The following is a 22,255-nucleotide window of genomic DNA, read 5'->3' on the forward strand; positions in this document are numbered from 1 at the left end:
TCTCCATACCTCTGATACACCGCAGCCACGAGAAAGGTTCCGGGACCGGCCATGGCGCTCACGCTCTACGTCGACACCGCGCGCTGGCGGGCACACCACAAGCACGTGCTCGAGCAGTTTCCGGGGCTCGTGCCCGTTTGCAAGGGCAACGGATACGGCTTCGGCCACGAACGGCTGGCGGAGGAGGCAACCCGCCTCGGCTCCGACATCCTCGCCGTCGGCACCACGTACGAAGCCGCCCGGATCAAGGACTGGTTCAGCGGCGATCTGCTGGTCCTGACCCCGTTCCGGCGCGGTGAAGAACCGGTTCCGCTGCCCGACCGTGTCATCCGCTCCGTCTCCTCCGTCGACGGCGTGCACGGCCTCGTCGGCGCCCGCGTCGTCATCGAGGTCATGTCCTCGATGAAGCGGCACGGCGTGACCGAGCAGGACCTGCCTCAGCTCGCACACGCCATCCAGGACGTACGCCTCGAGGGCTTCGCGATCCACCTGCCGCTCGACCGCACCGACGGCTCGGACGCCGTCGAGGAGGTCATCGGCTGGATGGACCGGCTGCGCGCGGCCCGGCTGCCGCTGCACACCATGTTCGTCAGCCACCTGAAGGCCGAGGAACTGGCGCGCCTGCAGCAGCAGTTCCCGCAGACCCGCTTCCGCGCGCGGATCGGTACGCGGCTGTGGCTGGGCGATCACGAAGCGACCGAGTACCGCGGCGCGGTCCTGGACGTCACCCGCGTCGCCAAGGGCGACCGGTTCGGCTACCGGCAGCAGAAGGCCGCCTCCGACGGCTGGCTCGTGGTCGTCGCGGGCGGTACCTCGCACGGTGTGGGCCTGGAGGCACCGAAGGCGCTGCACGGCGTCATGCCGCGTGCCAAGGGCGTCGCCCGCGCCGGCCTCGCGACGGTGAACCGCAACCTCGCACCGTACGTCTGGTCCGGCAAGCAGCGCTGGTTCGCGGAGCCGCCGCACATGCAGGTGTCGATCCTCTTCGTGCCGTCGGACGCGGCCGAGCCGAAGGTCGGCGAGGAGCTGGTGGCCCATCTGCGGCACACCACCACGCAGTTCGACCGACTCGTGGACCGCTGAGCCGACTTCTGTCCGAGTATCTACTCGGCTTCTGCTCAGCTTCTACTGAAGAACTGAAGACGAACGAGATCGGGGCCGGGCACCTAGAAGGTGCCCGGCCCCGATTTCGTTCCCCTCACGCGCCCTGTTCGCTCAGAGCGAACCGCGTGGGTCCTTGCCCCAGTTCACCGGCGGCGGCTGCTCTGCGTCGTGGAACCCGTAATGCGGGGGATGGGCCGCGTACCCGAACACGAAGACGTCCTCCGCGCCGTCGAGCACGCCGCCCGACGGGTCGTCCTCACCGGAGCGGCGCACCACGTCCCGGTCGGGCATCCAGATGTCGCGGATGATGACGGCGCACAGGTACAGGGTTCCCACGAGGTGGGCGGCGATGGCCACCTGGTACCCGTCGGTCGGCAGGCCCTGGTGCTTGTCGCCGCTGGTCGTGTAGGCGAGGTACAGCCAGATCCCCAGGAAGTACGCGACCTCGCAGGCCTGCCAGATCAGGAAGTCCCGCCACTTCGGCCGAGCCAGGGCGGCGAGCGGGATCAGCCACAGTACGTACTGCGGCGAATAGACCTTGTTGGTGAGGATGAACGCGGCGACGACCAGGAAGGCCAACTGCGCGAACCGCGGACGGCGTGGGGCGGTCAGCGTGAGGGCCGCGACGCCGAGGCAGGCCAGCACCATCAGCGCCGTGGCCAGGGTGTTGACGACGTCGGTGTTGAGCGGTGTGTCCATGTGCTGCTGGATGATCAGCCAGAAGGAGCCGAAGTCGACACCGCGTTCCTGGCTGAACGTGTAGAACTTCGACCAGCCGTCGGGGGCGAGGAACATCACCGGCAGGTTCACGACCAGCCACGCAACGGCCGCCCCGACCGTTGCGACGGCGAACGCCCGCCACTTCCCGGCCCGCCAGCACAGCACGAACAGCGGGCCGAGCAGCAGAACGGGATAGAGCTTGGCAGCGGTCGCGAGCCCGAGCAGCACACCGAAGGCAAGGGTGCGGCCGCGCGACCACATCAGCATCGCGGCCGCTGTGAGCGCCACTGCGAAGAGATCCCAGTTGATGGTGGCGGTCAGCGCGAAAGCGGGCGCCAGAGCGACCAGCAGGCCGTCCCAGGGGCGCCGGCGGTGGGTGCGGGTGACGCAGACGGCGATGACCACGGCGCAGATCATCAGCATCCCGGCGTTGACCATCCAGTACACCTGTTCCTGGTGCTGGATGGTGCCGCTGCCGGGCGTCAGCCAGGAGGCGACCTCCATGAACACACCGGTGAGGACCGGGTATTCGAGGTACTCCATGTCGCCGGGCAGCTTGTCGAAGTACGGCACCAGGCCGTCGGCGAAACCGCGTCCCTGGTAGAGGTGCGGAATGTCCGAATAGCACGCGTGCGTGTACTGGGAGCTCGCTCCGTAGAACCACGAGCCGTCGTAGCAGGGGAACTTCTGGATCATCCCGAGCGCGAACATGCCAAGCATCACGAGCGCGATGACACGTACTGGAGTCCACCACGAACGGCCGAGCAGCGCCCGCCGGCCGAGGGGCCCGCCGATGAACTCGCTGCCGGCCGCCGCGACCGCGTCCTCCCTGGTCGGCTGTACCGGCTCCGGCTCCTGCCGGCTCACATCCGTCGTCTCTGCACTGGGCATGCCGCACATCCTGCCGTACGAGGCTGAGAAGACGGCGAGGGCCGCCGCACCTGGTTCGGTGCGACGGCCCCGTGTTCACGACGTCAGTTCACATTGAGCGCGTCGTCCCAGGCGGACGTCCGCACCACGGCACCTTCCCTGTTGCACGGGCCTTCGCAGACGTCGGCCCGGAAGTAGACGCGCACGTTCTCAGGAAGGTCACGGTTGCAGTCCTTCGGCGTACCGCCCGCACCGTCGGTCTTCTCGCAGTAGTAGTTGCCGCCACTGCCGTCCCAGTAGTACTTCACCGCCGCGCGGTGGCCGTCCTCCGAGGTGTCGTAGACGAAGAAGTGGTCTCCGTACGTCTCGAAACAGACGCGCGCACCCGTGGTGCTGGTGCAGGTCTCCGACGCCACCGCCTGCGGAACGGTCGTCAGGCCGATTCCCACCGACGCGGCCCCCACCAAGGGATCAGTGTCGATCTCAGGTCGAAAACCGGACGAATTACTCTCGGCGCCCTGGCGGCCTCGGCCCTGGTCATAGCGGTACCGAACAGCGCATATGCGCTGGACACCAAGACCATCCTCTGGGCCGACTGCAACGACCAGCAGGCGCAGGCCAAGTTCGTGTCCACCGGTGACCGTCTCCACGTCTACGACTACCACGCCGACGGGTACTCCGCGGTCGCGCGCTTCAACTACACGGGGAGCAGCGACACCTGGTTCCTCTGGGACAGCACGGGGTCGCACAACGGCGGGGTCCACACCGACCTTCCCATTCCGGAATCCGGCGGCATCAGCTTCCAGGTCTGTATAGGCTCCGCCGGCTCGGGATGGGTGGGGGACAGCGACAACGTCAAGCAGTGCTCCCCGTGGGTGCGGGCGGCTGTCGACGGTTCTTCCTGATTCTCACCAGCTGCACGCTCAACGACTGAGGGCTGTGCGCGAATTCCGAATGGGGAATCCGCGCACAGCCCTCAGCCCGTTATTTCGATCGGCTTATCCTGTTCCGCCGAACAGGCCGCCCCCGTTTTCATTGCCTCTGGGATTTCCTTCGGTGGCAGTGTCCGTCGGCGACGATGACACTCCGCCGTCGCCCGCACCTCCCGTATCGGTGCCGCCATTGCCCGCGCCACCGTTGTCCTCGCAGTTCCACCATCCGTTGCACGTCTCGCTGGTGGAGGGCGTCGGGCTCGTGGTCGGGCTCGTGGTGGGCTCGGTCGGTTTCGTCTCGGTCGGGGTGGGCGTCACCGACGGGGACGGCGTCGGGGTCGGAGTCGGGGTGCCGACGATCTCACCGATCTTCTCGGGATCGGGGAAGTCCTTGTGGTCCACGCCCTTCAGGGCGCCCGCCATGTAGTCCTTCCAGATCTGCGCCGGAATGTCACCACCGTGAATGGAGGTCACTCCACCCGTGCCGTTCATGGACAGGAGCTTCCTGCCGTTGGACCGGGGGTCGGTGCGGAACAGCGTGACGGCCGTCGAGAGTTCCGGGGTGTATCCCACGAACCAGGCCGACTTGTTCTCGTCCGTCGTACCGGTCTTGCCGGCGACGGGGAAGCCGATGTCCGCGACCTTCTTGCCCGTACCGTTCTTCACCACGTTCTGCAGGACATCGGTGACGTTGTTCGCCACCGATGCCTCCATGGCCTGCTCAGGCTTCGGCTTCGTGAATCCCGACAGCTCGGTGCCATTCTTGTCGACGGCCTTGGTCACGGAGTACGGCTCGTAGTGCGTGCCGGACGTGGCGAACGACCCGTAGGAGTCCGCCATGCGGATGGCGCTCGGCGTGGACGTACCCAGGGAGAAGGACGCGTTGTTCAGGTTTCCCTGGTCGAAGCTGGACTCGAGGATGCCCGTCTTCTCGGCCAGCTCTCGCGTCTTGCTCAAGCCCACGTCGATGCCGAGCTGGACGAACGGAGAGTTGACCGACTGCTCCATGGCCTTGCGCAGGGTGATGTCGCCCCACGCCCTGGTGCTCTCGTTCTTCTGCCGGAACGGCGTGCCGTCGGCCGCTCGGATGGGTTCACCGTTGCGGTCCTTGATCACGACGAGGTCGTTGCCGTTGTACAGGCTCATCGGAGAGATCGGCTTCTCGTCCGACTTGTACGTGCCGTACTCCATCGCCGAGGCCAGGACGAAGGGCTTCCAGGTGGAGCCGACGGGCACACCCGCGGTGTTGGCGTTGTTCGTGTAGTGGTCCTTGTCGTACCCCGCACCGCCGTACAGCGCCACGATCGCGCCGGTGTTCGGATCCACCGAGCCGGCGCCGAACTGCACGTACTTGTCCTTGGCGCGATTCTTGGGGTCGAGGAAGCTGTCCTCGGTGGCCTTGACGGCCTTCTCCATCTCTTCGACCTTCTTCTTGTTGAAGGTCGTGTAGATCTTGTAGCCGCCCATTTCCAGGGCCTCGGGAGAGATGTTGCTCTTCTTGGTGACGTAGTCCTTGGCGATGTCCACCAGGTAACCGGTCTGGCCCGAGAGAGCGGACTTCTGCTTCTTGATCTCCGGGAAACCCTTGAGGCTGCTGCGCTCGGCCGCGGTCATGTTCCCGACCTCGACCTCACGGTCGGCGATCCACTTCCAGCGCAACTCGGCACGCGCCTTGTTGGCCGCCGGCGTCGCGGCCTCGCCGATGCCGCCATCGGGGTTGTAGAGGTTCGGACCCTTGAGCACCGAGGCGAGGAAGATGCTCTGCTCGGGCGAGAGGTCACGGGCCTCGGTGTCGAAATAGGCCCGCGCGGCAGCCTGGATGCCGTAGGCGTTGCGACCGAAGTACGCGGTGTTGAGGTACCCCTTGAGGATGTCGTCCTTGTCGACCGTGGCGCCCACCTTCACCGAGATGAAGAGCTCCTTGGCCTTACGGGAGATCGACTGGGACTGGTCGTCCAGCATCGCGTTCTTCACGTACTGCTGGGTGATGGTCGAACCGCCCTGCGTCTGACCGCCCCGCGCCATGTTGAACATCGCGCGTGCGATACCCATCGGGTCGACGCCGGAGTCGTCGTAGAACGAGGCGTTCTCCGCCGAGATCACGGCAAGGCGCATGGACTTGGGAATCTCGTCCAGCGGCACGATCTGGCGGTTCTGCTTGCCGCCTGTCGCGGCCATCTGCGTGTTGTCGTCCCAGTAAAAAACGTTCGACTGGGCCTGGGCCGCCTGGGCCTCGATCGGCACGGACACGACCAGCAGGCCGATGCCGAACGCGCCGACCCCCAGCAGCAGGAAGCCGAAGCACGTACCGACGACCTGCTTCCACGACGGCAGGAAACGCGCCGCCCCGGACTTGCCCGCGCGCGGGTAGTCGATGAACCTCTTCTTCTGCGGGCGTCCCGATCCGCGGCCCCTGCCGCGCCCCGGGCCGCTCGGACCGCCGCCACCACGGCGGCCGCCTCCGCCGGCGCCGCCACGCCCGGCATCACCCCCGCCGGGGGCAGCCCTGCGCCTCCCTCCGCTGCTGCGCTGGGCAGCACGACGGGCTTCCGCCCGGCCTCCCCGGGGGCGGTCCTCCTCCTGACCGCCGTACGAGCCCGAGGAACTCGGGGGCTCGTACGACTCAGAAGGTGACGCGGTGCTGCCGCGCGGCGCCGCACGGCGGCCCGACGGTTCTGCTGACGCTCCGCGACGGGCCGCGGCGCGCCCGCCGCCCTGCGGCTGCGGCGGTTTGCGACGGTGCTCGCTCATCGAACGACTACTCCTCGGGCAGGCGCGGCCACGCGCACCTGGAAAAGGCGTCTGGTTTCCGGTCCCCCCGAAGTACGGATGCGCCGGTTTCGGCACTCACCCGCACTGCACCCAGGACAACGACGCCCTCAGGCGTCACATGGTTCCCGGTGGTCTGCATGGCGGACAGACTACGCACCGTCAAAACCTACCGAGGGTCGAAGTTCACCCCAAAACAGGCAAGTTGCTTCTTAAGAATCGATGATGTGACGCCGTTCACCGTGATCCCTCTTGTCGCAGTCGTGGGGGCGTTCTATCGTCGAGATGTATCGAGCCGATACATCAGCACGACATAAAGAGTCGATACATGGGACCGCGACAGTGAGGAGGCGACGATGAGCCGGCGCTCCGGCATCCTCGAGTTCGCTGTACTCGGGCTGCTCCGCGAGTCCCCGATGCACGGCTATGAGCTGCGCAAACGACTCAATACGTCACTGGGGGTCTTCCGCGCCTTCAGTTACGGGACGCTGTACCCCTGCCTCAAGACGCTGGTCGCGAGCGGCTGGTTGATCGAGGAGCCGGCTGCCGGCCCCAGCGACGCTCCTGCTCCACTCACGGGACGTCGCGCCAAGATCGTCTATCGGTTGACGGCAGAAGGTAAGGAGCACTTCGAGGACCTCCTCTCGCAGACCGGTCCCGACGCCTACGAGGACGAGCACTTCGCCGCGCGATTCGCCTTTTTCGGGCAGACATCACGCGATGTGCGCATGCGCGTCCTCGAGGGCCGTCGCAGCCGGCTGGAGGAGCGGCTCGAAAAGATGCGCCTCTCCTTCGCCCGCACCCGGGAGCGCCTTGACGACTACACACTCGAGCTGCAGCGACACGGCATGGAGTCCGTGGAGCGCGAAGTGCGCTGGCTGAACGAGCTCATCGAGAGCGAGCGCGCGGGCCGCGACCAGCGAAAGCCCGGCCCGGGGGACGCAGCTCAGCAGGACACATCTGGAGAGACGGGCGGCCTGCCCCGGCACCGGGACAGCACCCGGCCGGATCCGTCCGACGACACCGCCACGTGAAGTCCGCTCAGGACTTCACCAGTACACACAGGGAGCAACCGGAATGGGTTCGGTTCGCGTAGCCATCGTCGGCGTGGGCAACTGCGCCGCCTCGCTGGTGCAGGGCGTCGAGTTCTACAAGGACGCTGACCCGGAGACCAAGGTCCCCGGCCTCATGCACGTCCAGTTCGGCGAGTACCACGTGGGCGACGTCGAGTTCGTCGCCGCGTTCGACGTCGACGCGAAGAAGGTCGGCCTGGACCTCGCGGACGCCATCGGCGCCTCCGAGAACAACACCATCAAGATCTGCGACGTTCCGAACTCGGGCGTCCAGGTCCAGCGTGGCCACACGCACGATGGTCTGGGCAAGTACTACCGCGAGACGATCGAGGAGTCCGACGAGGCCCCGGTCGACGTCGTCCAGATCCTCAAGGACAAGCAGGTCGACGTTCTCGTCTGCTACCTGCCCGTGGGTTCCGAGGACGCGGCGAAGTTCTACGCCCAGTGCGCCATCGACGCCAAGGTCGCCTTCGTCAATGCCCTTCCGGTCTTCATCGCCGGCACCAAGGAGTGGGCTGACAAGTTCACCGAGGCGGGCGTCCCGATCGTCGGCGACGACATCAAGTCGCAGGTCGGCGCGACCATCACGCACCGTGTGATGGCGAAGCTGTTCGAGGACCGCGGTGTCCGTCTTGAGCGCACCATGCAGCTCAACGTCGGCGGCAACATGGACTTCAAGAACATGCTCGAGCGTGACCGCCTCGAGTCGAAGAAGATCTCGAAGACGCAGGCCGTCACCTCGCAGATCCGCGACCGTGAGCTGGGCGAGAAGAACGTCCACATCGGCCCGTCCGACTACGTCGCGTGGCTCGACGACCGCAAGTGGGCGTACGTCCGCCTCGAGGGCCGTGCCTTCGGCGAGGTCCCGCTGAACCTGGAGTACAAGCTCGAGGTCTGGGACTCCCCGAACTCCGCGGGTGTCATCATCGACGCCGTGCGCGCCGCGAAGATCGCCAAGGACCGCGGCATCGGCGGCCCGATCCTCTCCGCGTCCTCGTACTTCATGAAGTCCCCGCCGGTGCAGTACTTCGACGACGAGGCCTACGAGAACGTCGAGAAGTTCATCAAGGGCGAGGTCGAGCGCTGACCTTCCTCTTGAAGCGTTGTTTCACGTGAAACAACGCCTCGCCTGAGGGCTTCCAAGGCCCCCGGATCGCACACATCGTGCGCCCGGGGGCCTTCCCCGTATGTGAGGCTGTGCCCATGGCTGTCGTCCGTGACCTGCGCGTCCTGCTGCGCCTTCGCGACTTCCGGCGTCTGCTCGCGCTGCGCCTGCTCTCCCAGGGCGCGGACGGCGTGTACCAGGTCGCGCTCGCCACGTACGTCGTCTTCTCCCCGGAGAAGCAGACCTCGCCCGCCGCGATCGCCTCGGCGATGGCTGTTCTCCTGCTGCCGTACTCCCTCGTGGGCCCGTTCGCGGGCGTCCTGCTCGACCGCTGGCGCCGCCGTCAGGTCTTCCTCTACGGCAACCTCCTGCGCGTGCTGCTGGCCTCCGCGACGGCCGCCCTGATGCTGAGCCACGCACCGGACTGGCTCTTCTACGTATCGGCCCTCTGCGTCACCGCGGTCAACCGCTTCGTCCTCGCCGGGCTCTCGGCCTCGCTGCCCCGCGTCGTCGACGCCGACCGCCTCGTCCTGGCCAACTCCCTGTCACCGACAGCGGGCACGCTCGCCGCGACCCTGGGCGGCGGCCTCGCCTTCGTCGTCCGGCTCGTGGGGTCGGACTCGGACGCGGCAGTCGTCCTGCTCGGCGCGGCTCTCTACCTCTGCGCCGCGCTCGCTTCCCTGCGCATGGGCATACAACTTCTCGGACCGGATCCGGAGTTGCGGCAGCCCCGGCTCGGAACGGCCCTGACGGGCACCGCACGGGACCTGCTCGACGGAGTACGCCACCTGGCCTCCCGCAGGCCCGCAGCGCGCGCCCTGGCCGCGATCACGGTGATGCGGTTCTGCTACGGCGCCCTGCTTGTCATGGTGCTCATGCTGTGCCGGTACGCGTGGTCGTCCACGGAGTCCGAAGGCCTGGCCCTGCTGGGTCTCGCGCTGGGCTTCTCAGGAGCGGGGTTCTTCGTCGCGGCGGTCGTGACACCCGCGGCCGCGGGTCGTTTCGGAGCGGGCGGCTGGATCGTGATCTGCGCCGCCGTGGCCGCTGTCCTGGAGCCGGCCCTGGGGCTTTCCTTCGAGCCCGCCCCGACCTTGGTGGCTGCCTTCGTCCTCGGACTCACGACCCAGGGGGCCAAGATCGCCACCGACACGGTCGTGCAGTCCTCGGTGGACGATGGCTATCGCGGACGGATCTTCTCCGTCTACGACGTGCTCTTCAACATCTCGTTCGTCGGCGCGGCCGGCGTGGCGGCGCTGATGCTGCCGCCCGACGGCCGCTCCGTCGCTCTGGTGGTCCTCGTTGCGTTCCTCTACGGCGCGGTCGCACTCGTCATGGCCCGCTTCCCTACACGGGTCAAGAACGCGACCTGACACAGCCGCCGCCGCGTGACGACCTCTGCCGCCGCGTGGCGACCTGTTTCACGTGAAACATCCGCCCAGGACATCTGCGCGGGCCGGCCACGTAACGACTCGGGGGCTCTGTTTCACGTGAAACAGAGCCCCCGAGTCGTTCCTCACATCTCAGTCCTGCGGACGCTCGGCCCACCATTCCTTGAGCGCCGCCACTGCCGCGTCCTGCTCCATCGGTCCGTTCTCCAGACGCAGCTCCAGCAGGAACTTGTACGCCTGACCGATCGCCGGGCCCGGGCCCACGCCCAGGACCTCCATGATCTGGTTTCCGTCGAGGTCCGGACGGATCGAGTCCAGCTCCTCCTGCTCCTGCAGTCGGGCAACCCGCTCCTCAAGGCCGTCGTAGGCCCGGGACAGGGCGTTCGCCTTGCGCTTGTTGCGCGTCGTGCAGTCGGACCGGGTCAGCTTGTGCAGCCGCTCCAGGAGCGGACCCGCGTCCCGCACGTAGCGACGTACCGCGGAATCAGTCCACTCGCCGGTGCCGTAGCCGTGGAAGCGCAAGTGCAGCTCGACGAGGCGCGAGACGTCCTTCACGAGCTCGTTGGAGTACTTGAGCGCGGTCATGCGCTTCTTCGTCATCTTGGCACCGACCACCTCGTGGTGGTGGAAGGAGACGCGGCCGTCCTCCTCGAAGCGGCGTGTACGCGGCTTGCCGATGTCGTGCAGCAGGGCCGCGAGGCGCAGCGTCAGGTCGGGGCCGTCCGTCTCCAGCGCCATGGCCTGCTCGAGCACGATCAGCGAGTGGTCGTAGACGTCCTTGTGACGGTGGTGCTCGTCACGCTCCAGGCGCAGTGCGGGCAGCTCGGGCAGGACGTGGTCGGCCAGGCCCGTGTCGACGAGGAGGGTGAGTCCCTTACGCGGGTGCGCCGAGAGGACCAGCTTGTTCAGCTCGTCCCGGACCCGCTCCGCGGAGACGATCTCGATCCGGCCGGCCATCGCCTTCATCGCGGCGACGACATCGGGGTCCACCTCGAAGTCGAGCTGGGCGGCGAAGCGCGCGGCGCGCATCATGCGCAGCGGGTCGTCGGAGAAGGAGTCCTCGGGCGCGCCCGGCGTACGCAGGACGCGCGCCGCCAGGTCCTCGAGACCACCGTGCGGGTCGATGAACTCCTTCTCCGGGAGCGCGACGGCCATCGCGTTCACGGTGAAGTCGCGGCGTACGAGGTCTTCCTCGATGGATTCGCCGTACGACACCTCGGGCTTGCGCGAGGTGCGGTCGTACGCCTCGGAACGGTACGTGGTGACTTCGACCTGGAAGCTCTGCTCGACGTCACCAACGCGGGCGATCTTCTGGCAGCCGACTGTGCCGAAGGCGATTCCGACCTCCCACACCGCGTCGGCCCACGGCCGCACGATCTTCAGTACGTCCTCGGGACGGGCGTCCGTGGTGAAGTCCAGGTCGTTGCCGAGCCGGCCGAGCAGTGCGTCCCGGACCGAACCGCCGACCAGGGCGAGAGAGAACCCGGCCTCCTGGAATCTGCGGGCGAGATCGTCTGCGACAGGCGAGACCCGCAGCAGTTCGCTGACCGCGAGGCGCTGCACCTGACTCAGGGCACTGGGGTTGTCTTCATTGGCGTTCGGCACAACAGGACAGGGTACGTGGCCCGCGGCGCCCGGACCGAACCGTTTCCCGGGGCCGCGGCGAGACCGCCGGCGCGGCCCCCTACCCTGGCTCCACGATCTTGAGGAGCGGCCCGTGGCACTCAGCCACAGCGCTCATCGTTACCATGCGTGGACACATCTGCGACCACTGACGACGACGAGGGACGGACGAGCGCGTGGCCGAGGCGGCAGACTTCCCAGGGATGAGTCCCTCACCTGCCCGCCGTCTGCTGCGGCGCACCGGCGTTCTGCTCGCCGCGGCGCCGCTGCTGGCCGCGCTTCCCTTGCTGCCCGGTGCCGCCCCCGCGTCGGCCTCCGCTGCGACGACCGCTTCCGCGGACGCGACGGGCACCAGCACGGTCGACGTGGCCGTGAATCAGCTCTCGCCCGTCGCGCCGACGGCCCAGGACACCCTGACGGTCCGCGGCACGATCACCAACAAGGGCCGACAAGCCGTCACGGACGCGCACGTCGGCCTGCGGGTCGGCGCCTCCTACGGAGGCCGCTCGGCGATCGACGACGCCGCGAAGAGCGGCACAGGCGGCTCCCCCGACGGCACGGAGGTCTCGAGCAAGTACGCCGGGAAGCTCGCGAAGCTGGCGCCCGGCGCCACGCAGGACTTCGCACTGTCGGTGCCGGTCAAGGAGCTGCACCTCGGCGCCGACGGCGTCTACCAGATCAGCGTCGCCCTCATGGGTCAGACCGCTGCCCAGCCGTACCAGCAGACGCTCGGGATCCAGCGGACCTTCCTGCCCTGGCAGCCCTCCGGGGCCGGCACCAGGACCAGGACGACCGCTCTGTGGCCGCTGATCTCCGACACCCATCTCACCGCAGAGACAGGCACGAACGAGCAGCAGACGCCCGTCTTCAACGACGACAGCCTGGCCCGGCAGATCCGCCCCGGCGGCCGCCTCCAGCAGATGCTGGCGCTCGGTGACGACCTGGACGTCACCTGGGTGGTCGACCCCGATCTGCTGGCATCGGTCGACGCGATGACAGAGGCGTACAAGATCAAGGGCGCGAACGGGAAGTTCACGTCCGGCAAGGACCAGGCGATCGCCAAGGAGTGGCTGAGCGATCTGCAGACGGCCGTCGAGGGCCGGAAGGTGGTCACGCTGCCGTTCGCCGATCCGGACCTGGCGTCCCTCGCGCACACCGGCACGAAGGTCACCGGGTCGCTCGGCCGCCTCAAGGACGCCACGGACGCCGCCGTGTACACCGTGGACACGATTCTTCACGTGAAGGCCGACACGTCCTACGCGTGGCCGGCCGAGGGCGCCGTCGACCCGGACATCGTCAAGGTCGCCACGTCCACCGGTGCCGACAAGATCATCGCGCGCAGCGACACGTTCAAGGAGACCGGCAGCCTCGCGTACACGCCGTCCGCCGCGCGCCCCATCGGCGGCGGCGCCACGGCCGTGGTCGCCGACGCCCGGCTGTCGACCGCTTTCCGGGGCGACATGGCGCGCGCCGAGAACTCCACGCTCGCCGTCCAGGAGTTCCTCGCCCAGAGCCTGATGCTCGCCAAGCAGACGGACAAGCAGCGCAGCGTCGTCGTGGCTCCCCAGCGGATGCCCACCACCAGCCAGGCCCACTCGATGGCCCAGGCACTGCACGCGCTGCAGGACGGCACCTGGTCGCAGCCCCAGAGCCTGTCGGCCGCCACCACGGCGAAGCCCGATCCGGGTGCGACCACGCGTGTCCCGTCGACCCGGGCCTATCCCTCGTCGCTGCGCAAGCAAGAGCTCCCGAATGCGGCGTTCGAGCAGATCCAGAGCACTCAGAGCGACCTCGAGAACTTCAAGGTCGTCCTCACCGACCGGTCGCGGGTGGTGACACCGTTCGGTCGCGCGATGGACCGGGAGATGTCCACGTCTTGGCGGAGCAGGACCGGCACCTCCGAGTCGTTCCGTGACGGCGTCTCGACCTATCTCTCCGACATCACCAGCCAGGTCGCGCTGATCGAGAAGTCCGGGGTCCGGCTGTCGGGACGCAGCGCGACCATCCCGGTGTCCGTGCAGAACAACCTGTGGCAGGACGTCGACCACCTGGTCCTGCGCCTCACGTCGGCCAACGGCACCCGCCTCAAGATCGGCGACGGCATCTCCGAGGACAAGGCGGTGAAGATCGCCAGCGGGCACAGCCAGTCCGTGAAGTTCACCACCACGGCCAAGGCCACCGGACCGATCACCGTCTACGCGCAGCTGTTCACCGAGGACAACCAGCCGTACGGCGAGAAGATCGCCTTCAAGGTGGACGCGACGGAGATCACGCCGACCGTGATGCTCGTCATCGGCGGCGGCGTCCTGCTGCTGGTCCTGGCCGGATTCCGGATGTACACGCAGCGCAAGCGCGCGGCGGCCGCCCAGCGGCCGGAGGACGGACCGCAGGACGAGGCGGCGGCGGAGAGCGAGCCGCAGGACCCGGCGGCTCCCACTGCGCCGGCGGATGTTCCGCAGCAGCCGAGTGACCCGACGGCTGACACCTCTCCGGAAAGCGCGGCCCCGTCGGGCACGGGTGAGAGAGTGGACCGTTGAGCGATGTCGTGGCCGGTGGGCCGGGGACGATGAGGTGGGGTATCCATGAACGCGCCGTACGACGGTGACGGTGGTCAGGGCTCGGGTGGCTCCGCCTCGGGCGATGGCCACCCGCACGCCGGCTCCCATGGGGCCGGCGGGCAGGTCCCGCCGCCTCAGCCCGCCCCTGACGCCTATCCGCAGGACGGTTATCCGCAGGACGCGTACCTCCAGGACGCCTACGTCCAGGATCCGTACCGGGCGCGTGACCTATCCGCCCAGGACCCGGTGACCGAGGCGCTGTACGACCGCGCCGCGCACCCACCGCCGCCCCCGGGCACGTATCAGGCGCCGCAGCCCCTGTATGCGCCGCCGCCCACGAACCAGTACCAGCCAGACCCGCGCGTGTGGGCGCAGACGCCCGCGCCCGAGCCCGAGGGACCCTCCCAGTACCTGCCGTACGGCGACGACGCCCGGACGACGCAGTTCGTCGGCGTCGACGACCTGGTGACGCAGGCGGGCGAGCAGCGCCACGAGCCGGACGCATTCGCGCACCTTTTCCGCGACCAGCAGCCCGGCTACGGCGGAGGCAGGGCTGCGGCCGAGCCGCAGGTCGACGACCCGACGCAGTTCCTCGGCCAGGCACCGCTCCCGGCGCCCCCGCCGGCAGCGGCACCCGCTCCCGCTCCCACCCCGAGCAAGGGCGGCCGCGCCTCGAGCCTCCTGAAGTCGAGCGCGGTGATGGCGGCGGGCACGCTCGTCTCCCGCCTCACCGGCTTCGTCCGCACGATGGTGATCACCGCGGCGCTGGGTGCCGGGCTCCTCGGCGACACCTGGACCGTCGCGTACACGCTGCCGACGATGATCTACATCCTGACCGTCGGCGGTGGTCTGAACTCCGTGTTCGTGCCGCAGCTCGTCCGCTCCATGAAGGAGGACGACGACGGCGGCGAGGCGTACGCCAACCGGCTGCTCACCCTCGTCATGGTCGCGCTGGCGGTGATCGTCGCGGTCGTCGTGTTCGCCGCCCCCCTGCTGATCAACCTGATGTCGAACACGGTCTCGGGCAACGCGGCCGCCAACAGTGTCGGCATCACCTTCGCCCGTTACTGCCTGCCCACGATCTTCTTCATGGGTGTGCACGTGGTCATGGGCCAGATCCTCAACGCCCGCGGCAAGTTCGGCGCGATGATGTGGACCCCGGTCCTGAACAACATCGTGATGATCTTCACGTTCGGCCTGTTCATCTGGGTGTACGGCACGGCGGCCGAGTCCAACATGGGCGTGACGACGATCCCCGCGGACGGCGTCCGTCTCCTCGGCATCGGCACCCTGCTCGGCCTGACCGTCCAGGCGCTCGCGATGATCCCCTACCTGCGCGAGACCGGCTTCCGCTTCCGCCTGCGCTTCGACTGGAAGGGCCACGGCCTCGGCAAGGCCGTGAAGCTCGCCAAGTGGACCGTCCTGTTCGTGCTCGCCAACCAGGCCGGTGTCATCGTCGTCACCCAGCTCGCCACCGCGGCGGGCGAGGCCTCACCGGTCAAGGGCACCGGCATCCTGGGCTACTCCAACGCCCAGCTGATCTGGGGCATGCCGCAGGCCATCATCACCGTCTCGGTCATGGCCGCCATGCTGCCGCGCATCTCGCGCTCCGCCCACGACGGCGACCCGGGCGCGGTCCGCGACGACATCTCCTCGGGCCTGCGCACCTCGGCCGTGGCGATCGTCCCGGTGGCCTTCATGTTCGTGGCGCTCGGTGTCCCGATGTGCACCCTGCTGTTCGGCTCCAGCGGCATCGAGGCCGCCCAGTCCATGGGCTACATCCTCATGGCGTTCGGACTCGGCCTCATCCCGTTCTCCGTGCAGTACGTGGTGCTGCGCGGTTTCTACGCGTACGAGGACACCCGGACCCCCTTCTACAACACGGTCATCGTCGCCGCCATCAACGCCGCCGCCTCGGCCCTGTGCTACGTGATCCTGCCCGCCCGCTGGGCGGTCGTCGGCATGGCCTTCTCGTACGGTGTCGCCTACGCGATCGGTGTCGGTGTCGCGTGGCAGCGACTGCGCAAGCGGCTCGGCGGCGACCTGGACGGTGCGAACGTCGTACGTACGTACGCCCGCCTCTGCCTCGCATCTGTGCCCGCGGCGATCATCGGCGGCGGAATCGGGTACGCGCTCATGATGTTTCTCGGCCACGGCGTGGTCGGATCGATCGCGGCGCTGGTCGTCGGTGGTGCCGGATTGTTGGGCTCCTTCTATGTGGCAGCCCGAAAAATGCGGATCGAAGAGCTCAATTCGATGGTTGGTATGGTCCGCGGTCGACTCGGTCGCTGACTGGGTCGTCGTCGCGCACAACCTTCGGCGACCACCGCGTGTCGTGCATAGCGTCGGACTGTGGGCACAATTGGCTTTGGCGTCGGAGTGATTGCAACGGATGGGGAGGCAGGAACGACGGTGGCGGAACGGAGCACGGCTGCCGTCGACGTGGCCGACAACGGCGGTGAAGAACCGCTGACCGCCAAGGCGGAGCAGGCGGAGCAGGCCACGGCCGACGGGGTGGCCGACATCGGGGAGCGAGAGACCACGGCACGCGAGGAGCCCGCGGACACCGCGGAGACGGGGACGCACGTGAGCCCCCGCACGTCCTCACCGCCCGAACTGCACAGCGGTCACAAGCTCGCCAGACGCTACCGACTCGAGGAGTGCGTCACTCGTCTGGACGGTTTCAGCAGTTGGCGTGCGGTCGACGAGAAGCTTCGTCGCGCCGTGGGCGTACATCTTCTGCCGGCCGACCATCCGCGAGCGCGCTCGGTGCTCGCCGCGGCACGCTCATCGGCGTTGCTCGGCGACCCTCGCTTCGTCCAGGTCCTGGACGCCGTCGAGGAGAACGATCTCGTCTACGTCGTGCACGAGTGGCTGCCGGACGCCACCGAGCTGACGGCGCTGCTCGCGGTCAGCTCTCTCGAGGCGCACGACGCCTACCAGATGGTCAGCCAGATCTCGTACGCGATGGCCGCCGCTCACCGGGAGGGCCTCGCCCATCTGCGGCTCACACCCAGCGCGGTACTGCGGACCTCCACCGGTCAGTGGCGCATCCGCGGCCTCGCCGTGAACGCCGCCCTGCGCGGCATCACCTCCGAGACCCCGCAGCGCACCGACACCGAGGCGATCGGCGCCCTCCTGTACGCCGCCCTGACCCAGCGCTGGCCTTACGAGAACGACGCGTACGGTCTGGCCGGGCTGCCCAAGGGCGTCGGTCTCATCGCGCCCGACCAGGTGCGGGCCGGCGTCCACCGCGGACTCGCGGAGCTCGCCATGCGCGCCCTCGCGAACGACGGGGCGACGGCGTCCCGCCAGGAGCCCCCGTGCACCACGCCGGAGGACCTGGTCAAGGCCATCGGCGAGATGCCCAAGATCCGCCCGCCGGAGCCCGCGTTCACCGCACCGCCGGAGTACCAGCGGACCACCTACCAGCAGGGGTCGTACGGGCGTACCACCGCTCCCGGCACCACGCAGGTCCTGCCCACCCCGCCGCCCCCCTTGCAGAGCCGCACCGGGAAGGCCCTCAAATGGGCCGTCTCGGCGCTGCTGATCGCCGCCCTGGGCCTCGGCAGCTGGCAGCTCGCGGACGCGCTCATGGACCACAGCAGCTCCGGTGGCTCCGAGACCACGCACACCACGGACGGCGACGGCGACAAGAAGGACAAGAAGCCCGTCAAGCCGATCACCATCCAGGACGCCAGGGAGTACGTCGCCGAGGGCGGTGCTCAGGCGCCGGGGGATGTGGCGCAGACCTACGACAGCGACAGCTCCTCCTTCTGGCGCACCAAGTCGTTCCTCGACGGCCCCGAGATGGTCATCAAGCCCGGTGTCGGCATCGTCTACGACCTCGGTTCGGCCAAGGACGTGTCCGCTGCCTCGATAGGGCTGCGTTACGCCGGTGACCACACCACGGTCTCGCTGTACGCGGCGGACTCGCTCTCACCTGCCTCGGTGGACGGACTGAAGCGCATCGGGTCCCAGACCCGCACCACGTCCCAGTCGGCGGGCATCAAGGCCGAGAAACCGGTCAATACCCGCTATGTGCTCGTCTGGCTGACCGCACTGCCCCACGCGGACAAGGATGGGTACAGCAACGCCGGCTACAAGCAGGGCATCACGGACGTGAAGTTCACCGGCTGACGCACACGGGACACGCAGGGGGAGGAGGTTCCACAGTGGACGACGCCTACGGCGACGCCAGCGATCAGGACCTCCTCACCCGCCATGTCGCGGGAGACAAGGACGCCTTCGGGGAAATAGTGCGGCGGCACCGGGACCGGCTCTGGGCCGTGGCCCTGAGGACGCTGGGCGACCGGGAGGAAGCCGCCGACGCGGTGCAGGACGCTCTGGTCTCCGCCTACCGTGCGGCACACACCTTCCGCGGACAGTCCGCCGTGACGACGTGGCTGCACCGCATCACCGTCAACGCGTGTCTGGACCGGGCCCGGAAGACGGCTTCACGGAAGACCTCACCCGTGGACGACACGGAGCGCCTGGACCAGCTCCTGGAGCCGCACGAGTCCGCTGCCGCTCCGGCGGAGCGCAACGACCTTCACCGCGAGCTTCTGGAGGCCCTGGGGTCATTGCCGACGGATCAGCAGGCAGCCCTCGTCCTCGTCGACATGCAGGGCTACCCGGTGGCGGAGGCCGCCCAGATCCTCGACGTCCCCGCCGGCACCGTGAAAAGCCGATGTGCGCGCGGCAGAGCCAGACTCCTTCCGCTTCTGACACACCTCCGTACAGGGGACGACGGCCAGGCAAGTGGCGAGAACCGACCCCCCGCAAGGAACCGGAAGCGGGGGACATCCGTCCCACCCGCAGCGGGGCCTCGGGACGAGGCAGGACCAAATGATTCGGCTGCTGTGAAGGGCGGAGGTGGGCGAGCATGACATCGACGACCGACACGGCAGAGCACCCGGAGGTCGCCGAGATCTCCGACCTGGCCGAAGGGCTGCTTCCCGCTTCCCGTACGTCCGATCTCCTGCGGCACCTCGACGGCTGTGTCCTCTGCGCCGACGTCTACGCCTCACTGGAGGAGATCCGCGGCCTGCTCGGCACCCTGCCCGGACCGCCGCGCATGCCCGAGGAGATCGCAGGCCGTATCGACGCGGCGCTGGCCGCCGAGGCACTCCTGGACAACCTCAAGCCCGACGCGGTGGCGAATGTCACGCCCGCCGCCGCAGAAGAAGTCCCGGAAGAAGTCCCCGAAGAGGTCACCCTCGAAACGAGCGATCCCGTTTCACGTGAAACATCAGCCGCCGCTCTGGGACCGGCCGCGCGTTCCGTGGACCGGCCGTCGGGACACTCTCGTGCCGCCGTCGGCCCTGGGCGCAAACCCCGCACCGCGCGGCGGCGTACGGGCGCCGCTCTCGGGGCGGTCCTGACCGCGGCAGCGCTCGGTGTCGGCGTCCTGCTCCTCCAGGGTGGCGGCGGAGAGACTCCTACTGCGGGAGAGAGCGGCTCAGCGGACACCTTCGCCGAAGGTTCTCTGGACGCGAAGGTCTCCGAACTGCTCGGCACGGGCGGCAACACCTCACCGCCCCCCTCCACGGACAAGCCGTCCTTCGGTACACAGGAGAGCGGCCCCAAGACGCCGCAGACGATGCCGATGCCGAAGCGGGCTGCCACGGTCCCGGCGTGCGTCCAACTCGGGACCCATCGCAACGAGGACCCCCTTGCGGCGGAGAAGGGCAGGTACGAAGGGAAGAACGTCTACCTCGTCGTGCTGCCGCACAAGACCGACCCGGCGCACCGCGTCACGGCCTTTATCGTGGACTCGGCCTGCGTGAAGCGGGCTTCTGCCACCGGCGAGCTGCTGTACACCCACGACTACGTCCGCGGCTGAGGGGCACCCGAACGCATCCCCGACGTGCGCCCGGACACGTCGGGAATGCACGCCCCGTAGGATCCGTTGGGTGGGGTGAGAGTCCTGAGAAGAGACTCCCCCGGCAGTACGCAGCAGTCCCGTAGAGACGAGGAATCAAGCCGTGAGCGACGTCCGTAACGTGATCATCATCGGCTCCGGGCCCGCCGGCTACACGGCGGCGCTCTACACCGCGCGCGCGTCGCTGAAGCCGCTTGTGTTCGAGGGCGCAGTCACCGCAGGTGGCGCCCTGATGAACACAACCGAGGTGGAGAACTTCCCCGGCTTCCAGGACGGCATCATGGGCCCCGAGCTCATGGACAACATGCGCGGCCAGGCCGAGCGCTTCGGCGCCGAGCTCGTGCCCGACGATGTCGTGGCCGTCGACCTGTCCGGTGAGATCAAGACCGTGACGGACACCGCGGGCACCGTGCACCGCGCGAAGGCCGTCATCGTGACCACCGGCTCCCAGCACCGCAAGCTGGGTCTGCCCAACGAGGACGCGCTGTCCGGCCGTGGCGTCTCCTGGTGCGCGACCTGCGACGGGTTCTTCTTCAAGGACCAGGACATCGCCGTGATCGGCGGTGGCGATACCGCGATGGAGGAGGCCACCTTCCTCTCGCGCTTCGCCAAGTCCGTGACGATCGTGCACCGCCGCGACACCCTGCGCGCCTCGAAGGCGATGCAGGAGCGCGCCTTCGCCGACCCGAAGATCAAGTTCGTCTGGGACAGCGAGGTCGCCGAGATCAAGGGCGACCCGAAGCTCGCCGGTCTGACGCTGCGCAACCTGAAGACGGGCGAGACGTCCGAGCTGCCGGTGACGGGCCTGTTCATCGCGATCGGTCACGACCCGCGGACGGAGCTCTTCAAGGGCCAGCTCGACCTGGACGACGAGGGGTACCTGAAGGTGCAGGCCCCGTCGACGCGCACCAACCTGACCGGCGTCTTCGGCGCCGGTGACGTCGTGGACCACACCTACCGACAGGCGATCACGGCGGCCGGCACCGGCTGCTCCGCCGCTCTCGACGCCGAGCGTTTCCTCGCCGCGCTGTCCGACGGTGAGTCCGCCGAGCCCGAGAAGACGCCGACCGCCAGCGTCTGATCCCGAACTTCCCCTCCCGCAACCCCCCAAAAAATGAGGAGCCTGCAGTGGCCGGCAACCTGAAGAACGTGACGGACGACTCCTTCGACGAGGATGTCCTGAAGAGCGACAAGCCCGTCCTGGTCGACTTCTGGGCCGCTTGGTGCGGTCCGTGCCGCCAGATCGCGCCGTCGCTCGAGGCCATCGCCGCCGAGTACGGCGACAAGATCGAGGTCGTCAAGCTGAACATCGACGAGAACCCGGGCATCGCCGCCAAGTACGGCGTCATGTCGATCCCGACCCTGAACGTCTACCAGGGTGGCGAGGTCGCCAAGACCATCGTCGGCGCCAAGCCCAAGGCCGCCATCGTGCGTGACCTCGAGGACTTCATCGCCGAGTAGTTCCACGGAGCCGACCCACGGACGGCGACGTTGTTTCACGTGAAACACGAAGGGCCAACCCCACAGGGTTGGCCCTTCGGCGTGACGGGGGCTTCTACAACGGCCGCAGTGCGGGCTCCTTCTGTACCGCGCCCAGCAGTCGGTCCAGCGCCATCTCGACATCCTCTTTCCAGGAAAGCGTCGTCCGCAGATCCAGACGGAGCCGGGGATACGAGGGATGAGGCCGGACGGTCTTGAAGCCGACAGCCAACAGATGATCGGCCGGAAGCAGGCAAGCGGGCTCTTTCCACTGAGCATCGCCGAAGGCCTCGATCGCCTTGAAGCCACGACGCAGCAGATCCTTGGCGACGGTCTGCACGATGACCCGTCCGAGCCCCTGGCCCTGATAGGACGGCATGATCCAGGCGGTCATCAGCTGGACCGCGTCGGGGGAGACCGGGCTGGTGGGAAACGCCGTGGCCCGCGGTACGTACGCGGGCGGCGCGTAAAGCACGTAGCCGACCGGTACCTCGTCGACGTAGACGACCCGGCCGCAGGAGCCCCACTCCAGCAGGACGCCGGAGATCCACGCCTCCTTCTCCAGCTCGGGAGTTCCCGCTCTTACCGCGGCCTGACCGCTGACTGGGTCCAGCTCCCAGAAGACACACGACCGGCAACGCTTGGGAAGGTCCGGAAGGTTGTCCAGCGTGAGCGGTACGAGCCGACGCCCCATGAAGGCAGATCCTCGCTTCCTTCGCCCGCGGCGACGCGAGCGGCTGTCAGAGCGCC

Annotated in this window: 17 protein-coding genes; 12 read left to right on the plus strand and 5 right to left on the minus strand. The window is 68.2% G+C overall.

What is annotated here, in order from left to right; genetic code table 11:
- Nucleotides 1-51 precede the first annotated feature (51 nt).
- A complete protein-coding gene (locus tag ABD366_RS20080; protein ID WP_324774694.1) occupies nt 52-1,083 on the plus strand; it encodes an alanine racemase in 1,032 nt (343 codons plus the stop codon).
- A gap of 132 nt (nt 1,084-1,215) precedes the next feature.
- Here the strand turns inward: ABD366_RS20080 and ABD366_RS20085 are convergent, their stop codons facing one another.
- Together ABD366_RS20085 and ABD366_RS20090 are read right to left on the minus strand one after the other, a co-directional pair.
- Nucleotides 1,216-2,724: a glycosyltransferase family 87 protein gene (locus ABD366_RS20085; RefSeq protein WP_324774692.1), complete on the minus strand. Its 1,509-nt coding sequence runs from the start codon at nt 2,722-2,724 to the stop codon at nt 1,216-1,218.
- Nucleotides 2,725-2,798: 74 nt separating this feature from the next.
- The gene (locus ABD366_RS20090) at nt 2,799-3,161 is read right to left on the minus strand and encodes a hypothetical protein (protein ID WP_324774690.1); all 363 of its coding nucleotides are present in this window, start codon (nt 3,159-3,161) and stop codon (nt 2,799-2,801) included.
- A gap of 159 nt (nt 3,162-3,320) precedes the next feature.
- Between ABD366_RS20090 and ABD366_RS20095 the strand changes: the two genes are divergently transcribed.
- A complete protein-coding gene (locus ABD366_RS20095; protein WP_324774688.1) occupies nt 3,321-3,599 on the plus strand; it encodes a hypothetical protein in 279 nt (92 codons plus the stop codon).
- A gap of 93 nt (nt 3,600-3,692) precedes the next feature.
- Here the strand turns inward: ABD366_RS20095 and ABD366_RS20100 are convergent, their stop codons facing one another.
- Nucleotides 3,693-6,377, minus strand: coding sequence for a transglycosylase domain-containing protein (locus ABD366_RS20100; protein ID WP_324774686.1), 2,685 nt, complete (start codon nt 6,375-6,377; stop codon nt 3,693-3,695).
- Between the two features lie 374 nt (nt 6,378-6,751).
- Between ABD366_RS20100 and ABD366_RS20105 the strand changes: the two genes are divergently transcribed.
- From ABD366_RS20105 to ABD366_RS20115, 3 genes are all read left to right on the plus strand, one after another.
- A complete protein-coding gene (locus tag ABD366_RS20105; RefSeq protein WP_324774684.1) occupies nt 6,752-7,429 on the plus strand; it encodes a PadR family transcriptional regulator in 678 nt (225 codons plus the stop codon).
- A 43-nt stretch (nt 7,430-7,472) separates the two neighbouring features.
- Nucleotides 7,473-8,555, plus strand: a complete 1,083-nt coding sequence (locus ABD366_RS20110; RefSeq protein ID WP_324774682.1) for an inositol-3-phosphate synthase — start codon at nt 7,473-7,475, stop codon at nt 8,553-8,555.
- 116 nt (nt 8,556-8,671) lie between these two features.
- Nucleotides 8,672-9,943: an MFS transporter gene (locus tag ABD366_RS20115; RefSeq protein ID WP_324774680.1), complete on the plus strand. Its 1,272-nt coding sequence runs from the start codon at nt 8,672-8,674 to the stop codon at nt 9,941-9,943.
- 150 nt (nt 9,944-10,093) lie between these two features.
- Here ABD366_RS20115 and ABD366_RS20120 read toward each other — a convergent pair whose 3' ends face one another.
- Nucleotides 10,094-11,566: a CCA tRNA nucleotidyltransferase gene (locus ABD366_RS20120; RefSeq protein WP_324774678.1), complete on the minus strand. Its 1,473-nt coding sequence runs from the start codon at nt 11,564-11,566 to the stop codon at nt 10,094-10,096.
- Nucleotides 11,567-11,787: 221 nt separating this feature from the next.
- Here ABD366_RS20120 and ABD366_RS20125 point away from each other — a divergent pair, with 221 nt between their 5' ends.
- The 7 genes from ABD366_RS20125 to trxA all read left to right on the plus strand — a co-directional run bounded on the left by ABD366_RS20125 (nt 11,788) and on the right by trxA (nt 21,487).
- Nucleotides 11,788-14,121, plus strand: coding sequence for a DUF6049 family protein (locus ABD366_RS20125; RefSeq protein ID WP_324774676.1), 2,334 nt, complete (start codon nt 11,788-11,790; stop codon nt 14,119-14,121).
- Between the two features lie 45 nt (nt 14,122-14,166).
- On the plus strand, nt 14,167-16,434 hold the full coding sequence (gene murJ, locus ABD366_RS20130; protein ID WP_324774674.1) for a murein biosynthesis integral membrane protein MurJ: 2,268 nt from the start codon (nt 14,167-14,169) through the stop codon (nt 16,432-16,434).
- A gap of 120 nt (nt 16,435-16,554) precedes the next feature.
- On the plus strand, nt 16,555-18,282 hold the full coding sequence (locus ABD366_RS20135) for a protein kinase family protein (RefSeq protein WP_324774672.1): 1,728 nt from the start codon (nt 16,555-16,557) through the stop codon (nt 18,280-18,282).
- A gap of 35 nt (nt 18,283-18,317) precedes the next feature.
- Entirely contained in the window at nt 18,318-19,031 is a 714-nt protein-coding gene (gene sigM / locus ABD366_RS20140) for an RNA polymerase sigma factor SigM (protein WP_324774670.1), read from the plus strand.
- Nucleotides 19,028-19,987, plus strand: coding sequence for an anti-sigma factor (locus ABD366_RS20145; protein WP_324774668.1), 960 nt, complete (start codon nt 19,028-19,030; stop codon nt 19,985-19,987). The genes sigM and ABD366_RS20145 overlap by 4 nt, the downstream gene beginning before the upstream one ends.
- A 142-nt stretch (nt 19,988-20,129) precedes the next feature.
- Nucleotides 20,130-21,107, plus strand: coding sequence for a thioredoxin-disulfide reductase (gene trxB, locus ABD366_RS20150; protein ID WP_324774666.1), 978 nt, complete (start codon nt 20,130-20,132; stop codon nt 21,105-21,107).
- A 47-nt stretch (nt 21,108-21,154) separates the two neighbouring features.
- Nucleotides 21,155-21,487: a thioredoxin gene (gene trxA / locus ABD366_RS20155; protein ID WP_324774664.1), complete on the plus strand. Its 333-nt coding sequence runs from the start codon at nt 21,155-21,157 to the stop codon at nt 21,485-21,487.
- A 94-nt stretch (nt 21,488-21,581) separates the two neighbouring features.
- Here trxA and ABD366_RS20160 read toward each other — a convergent pair whose 3' ends face one another.
- Nucleotides 21,582-22,199, minus strand: coding sequence for a GNAT family N-acetyltransferase (locus tag ABD366_RS20160; protein WP_324774662.1), 618 nt, complete (start codon nt 22,197-22,199; stop codon nt 21,582-21,584).
- Between the last annotated feature and the right edge of the window lie 56 nt (nt 22,200-22,255).

This window comes from Streptomyces kunmingensis (assembly GCF_039533535.1).
GTDB lineage: Bacteria > Actinomycetota > Actinomycetes > Streptomycetales > Streptomycetaceae > Streptomyces > Streptomyces kunmingensis.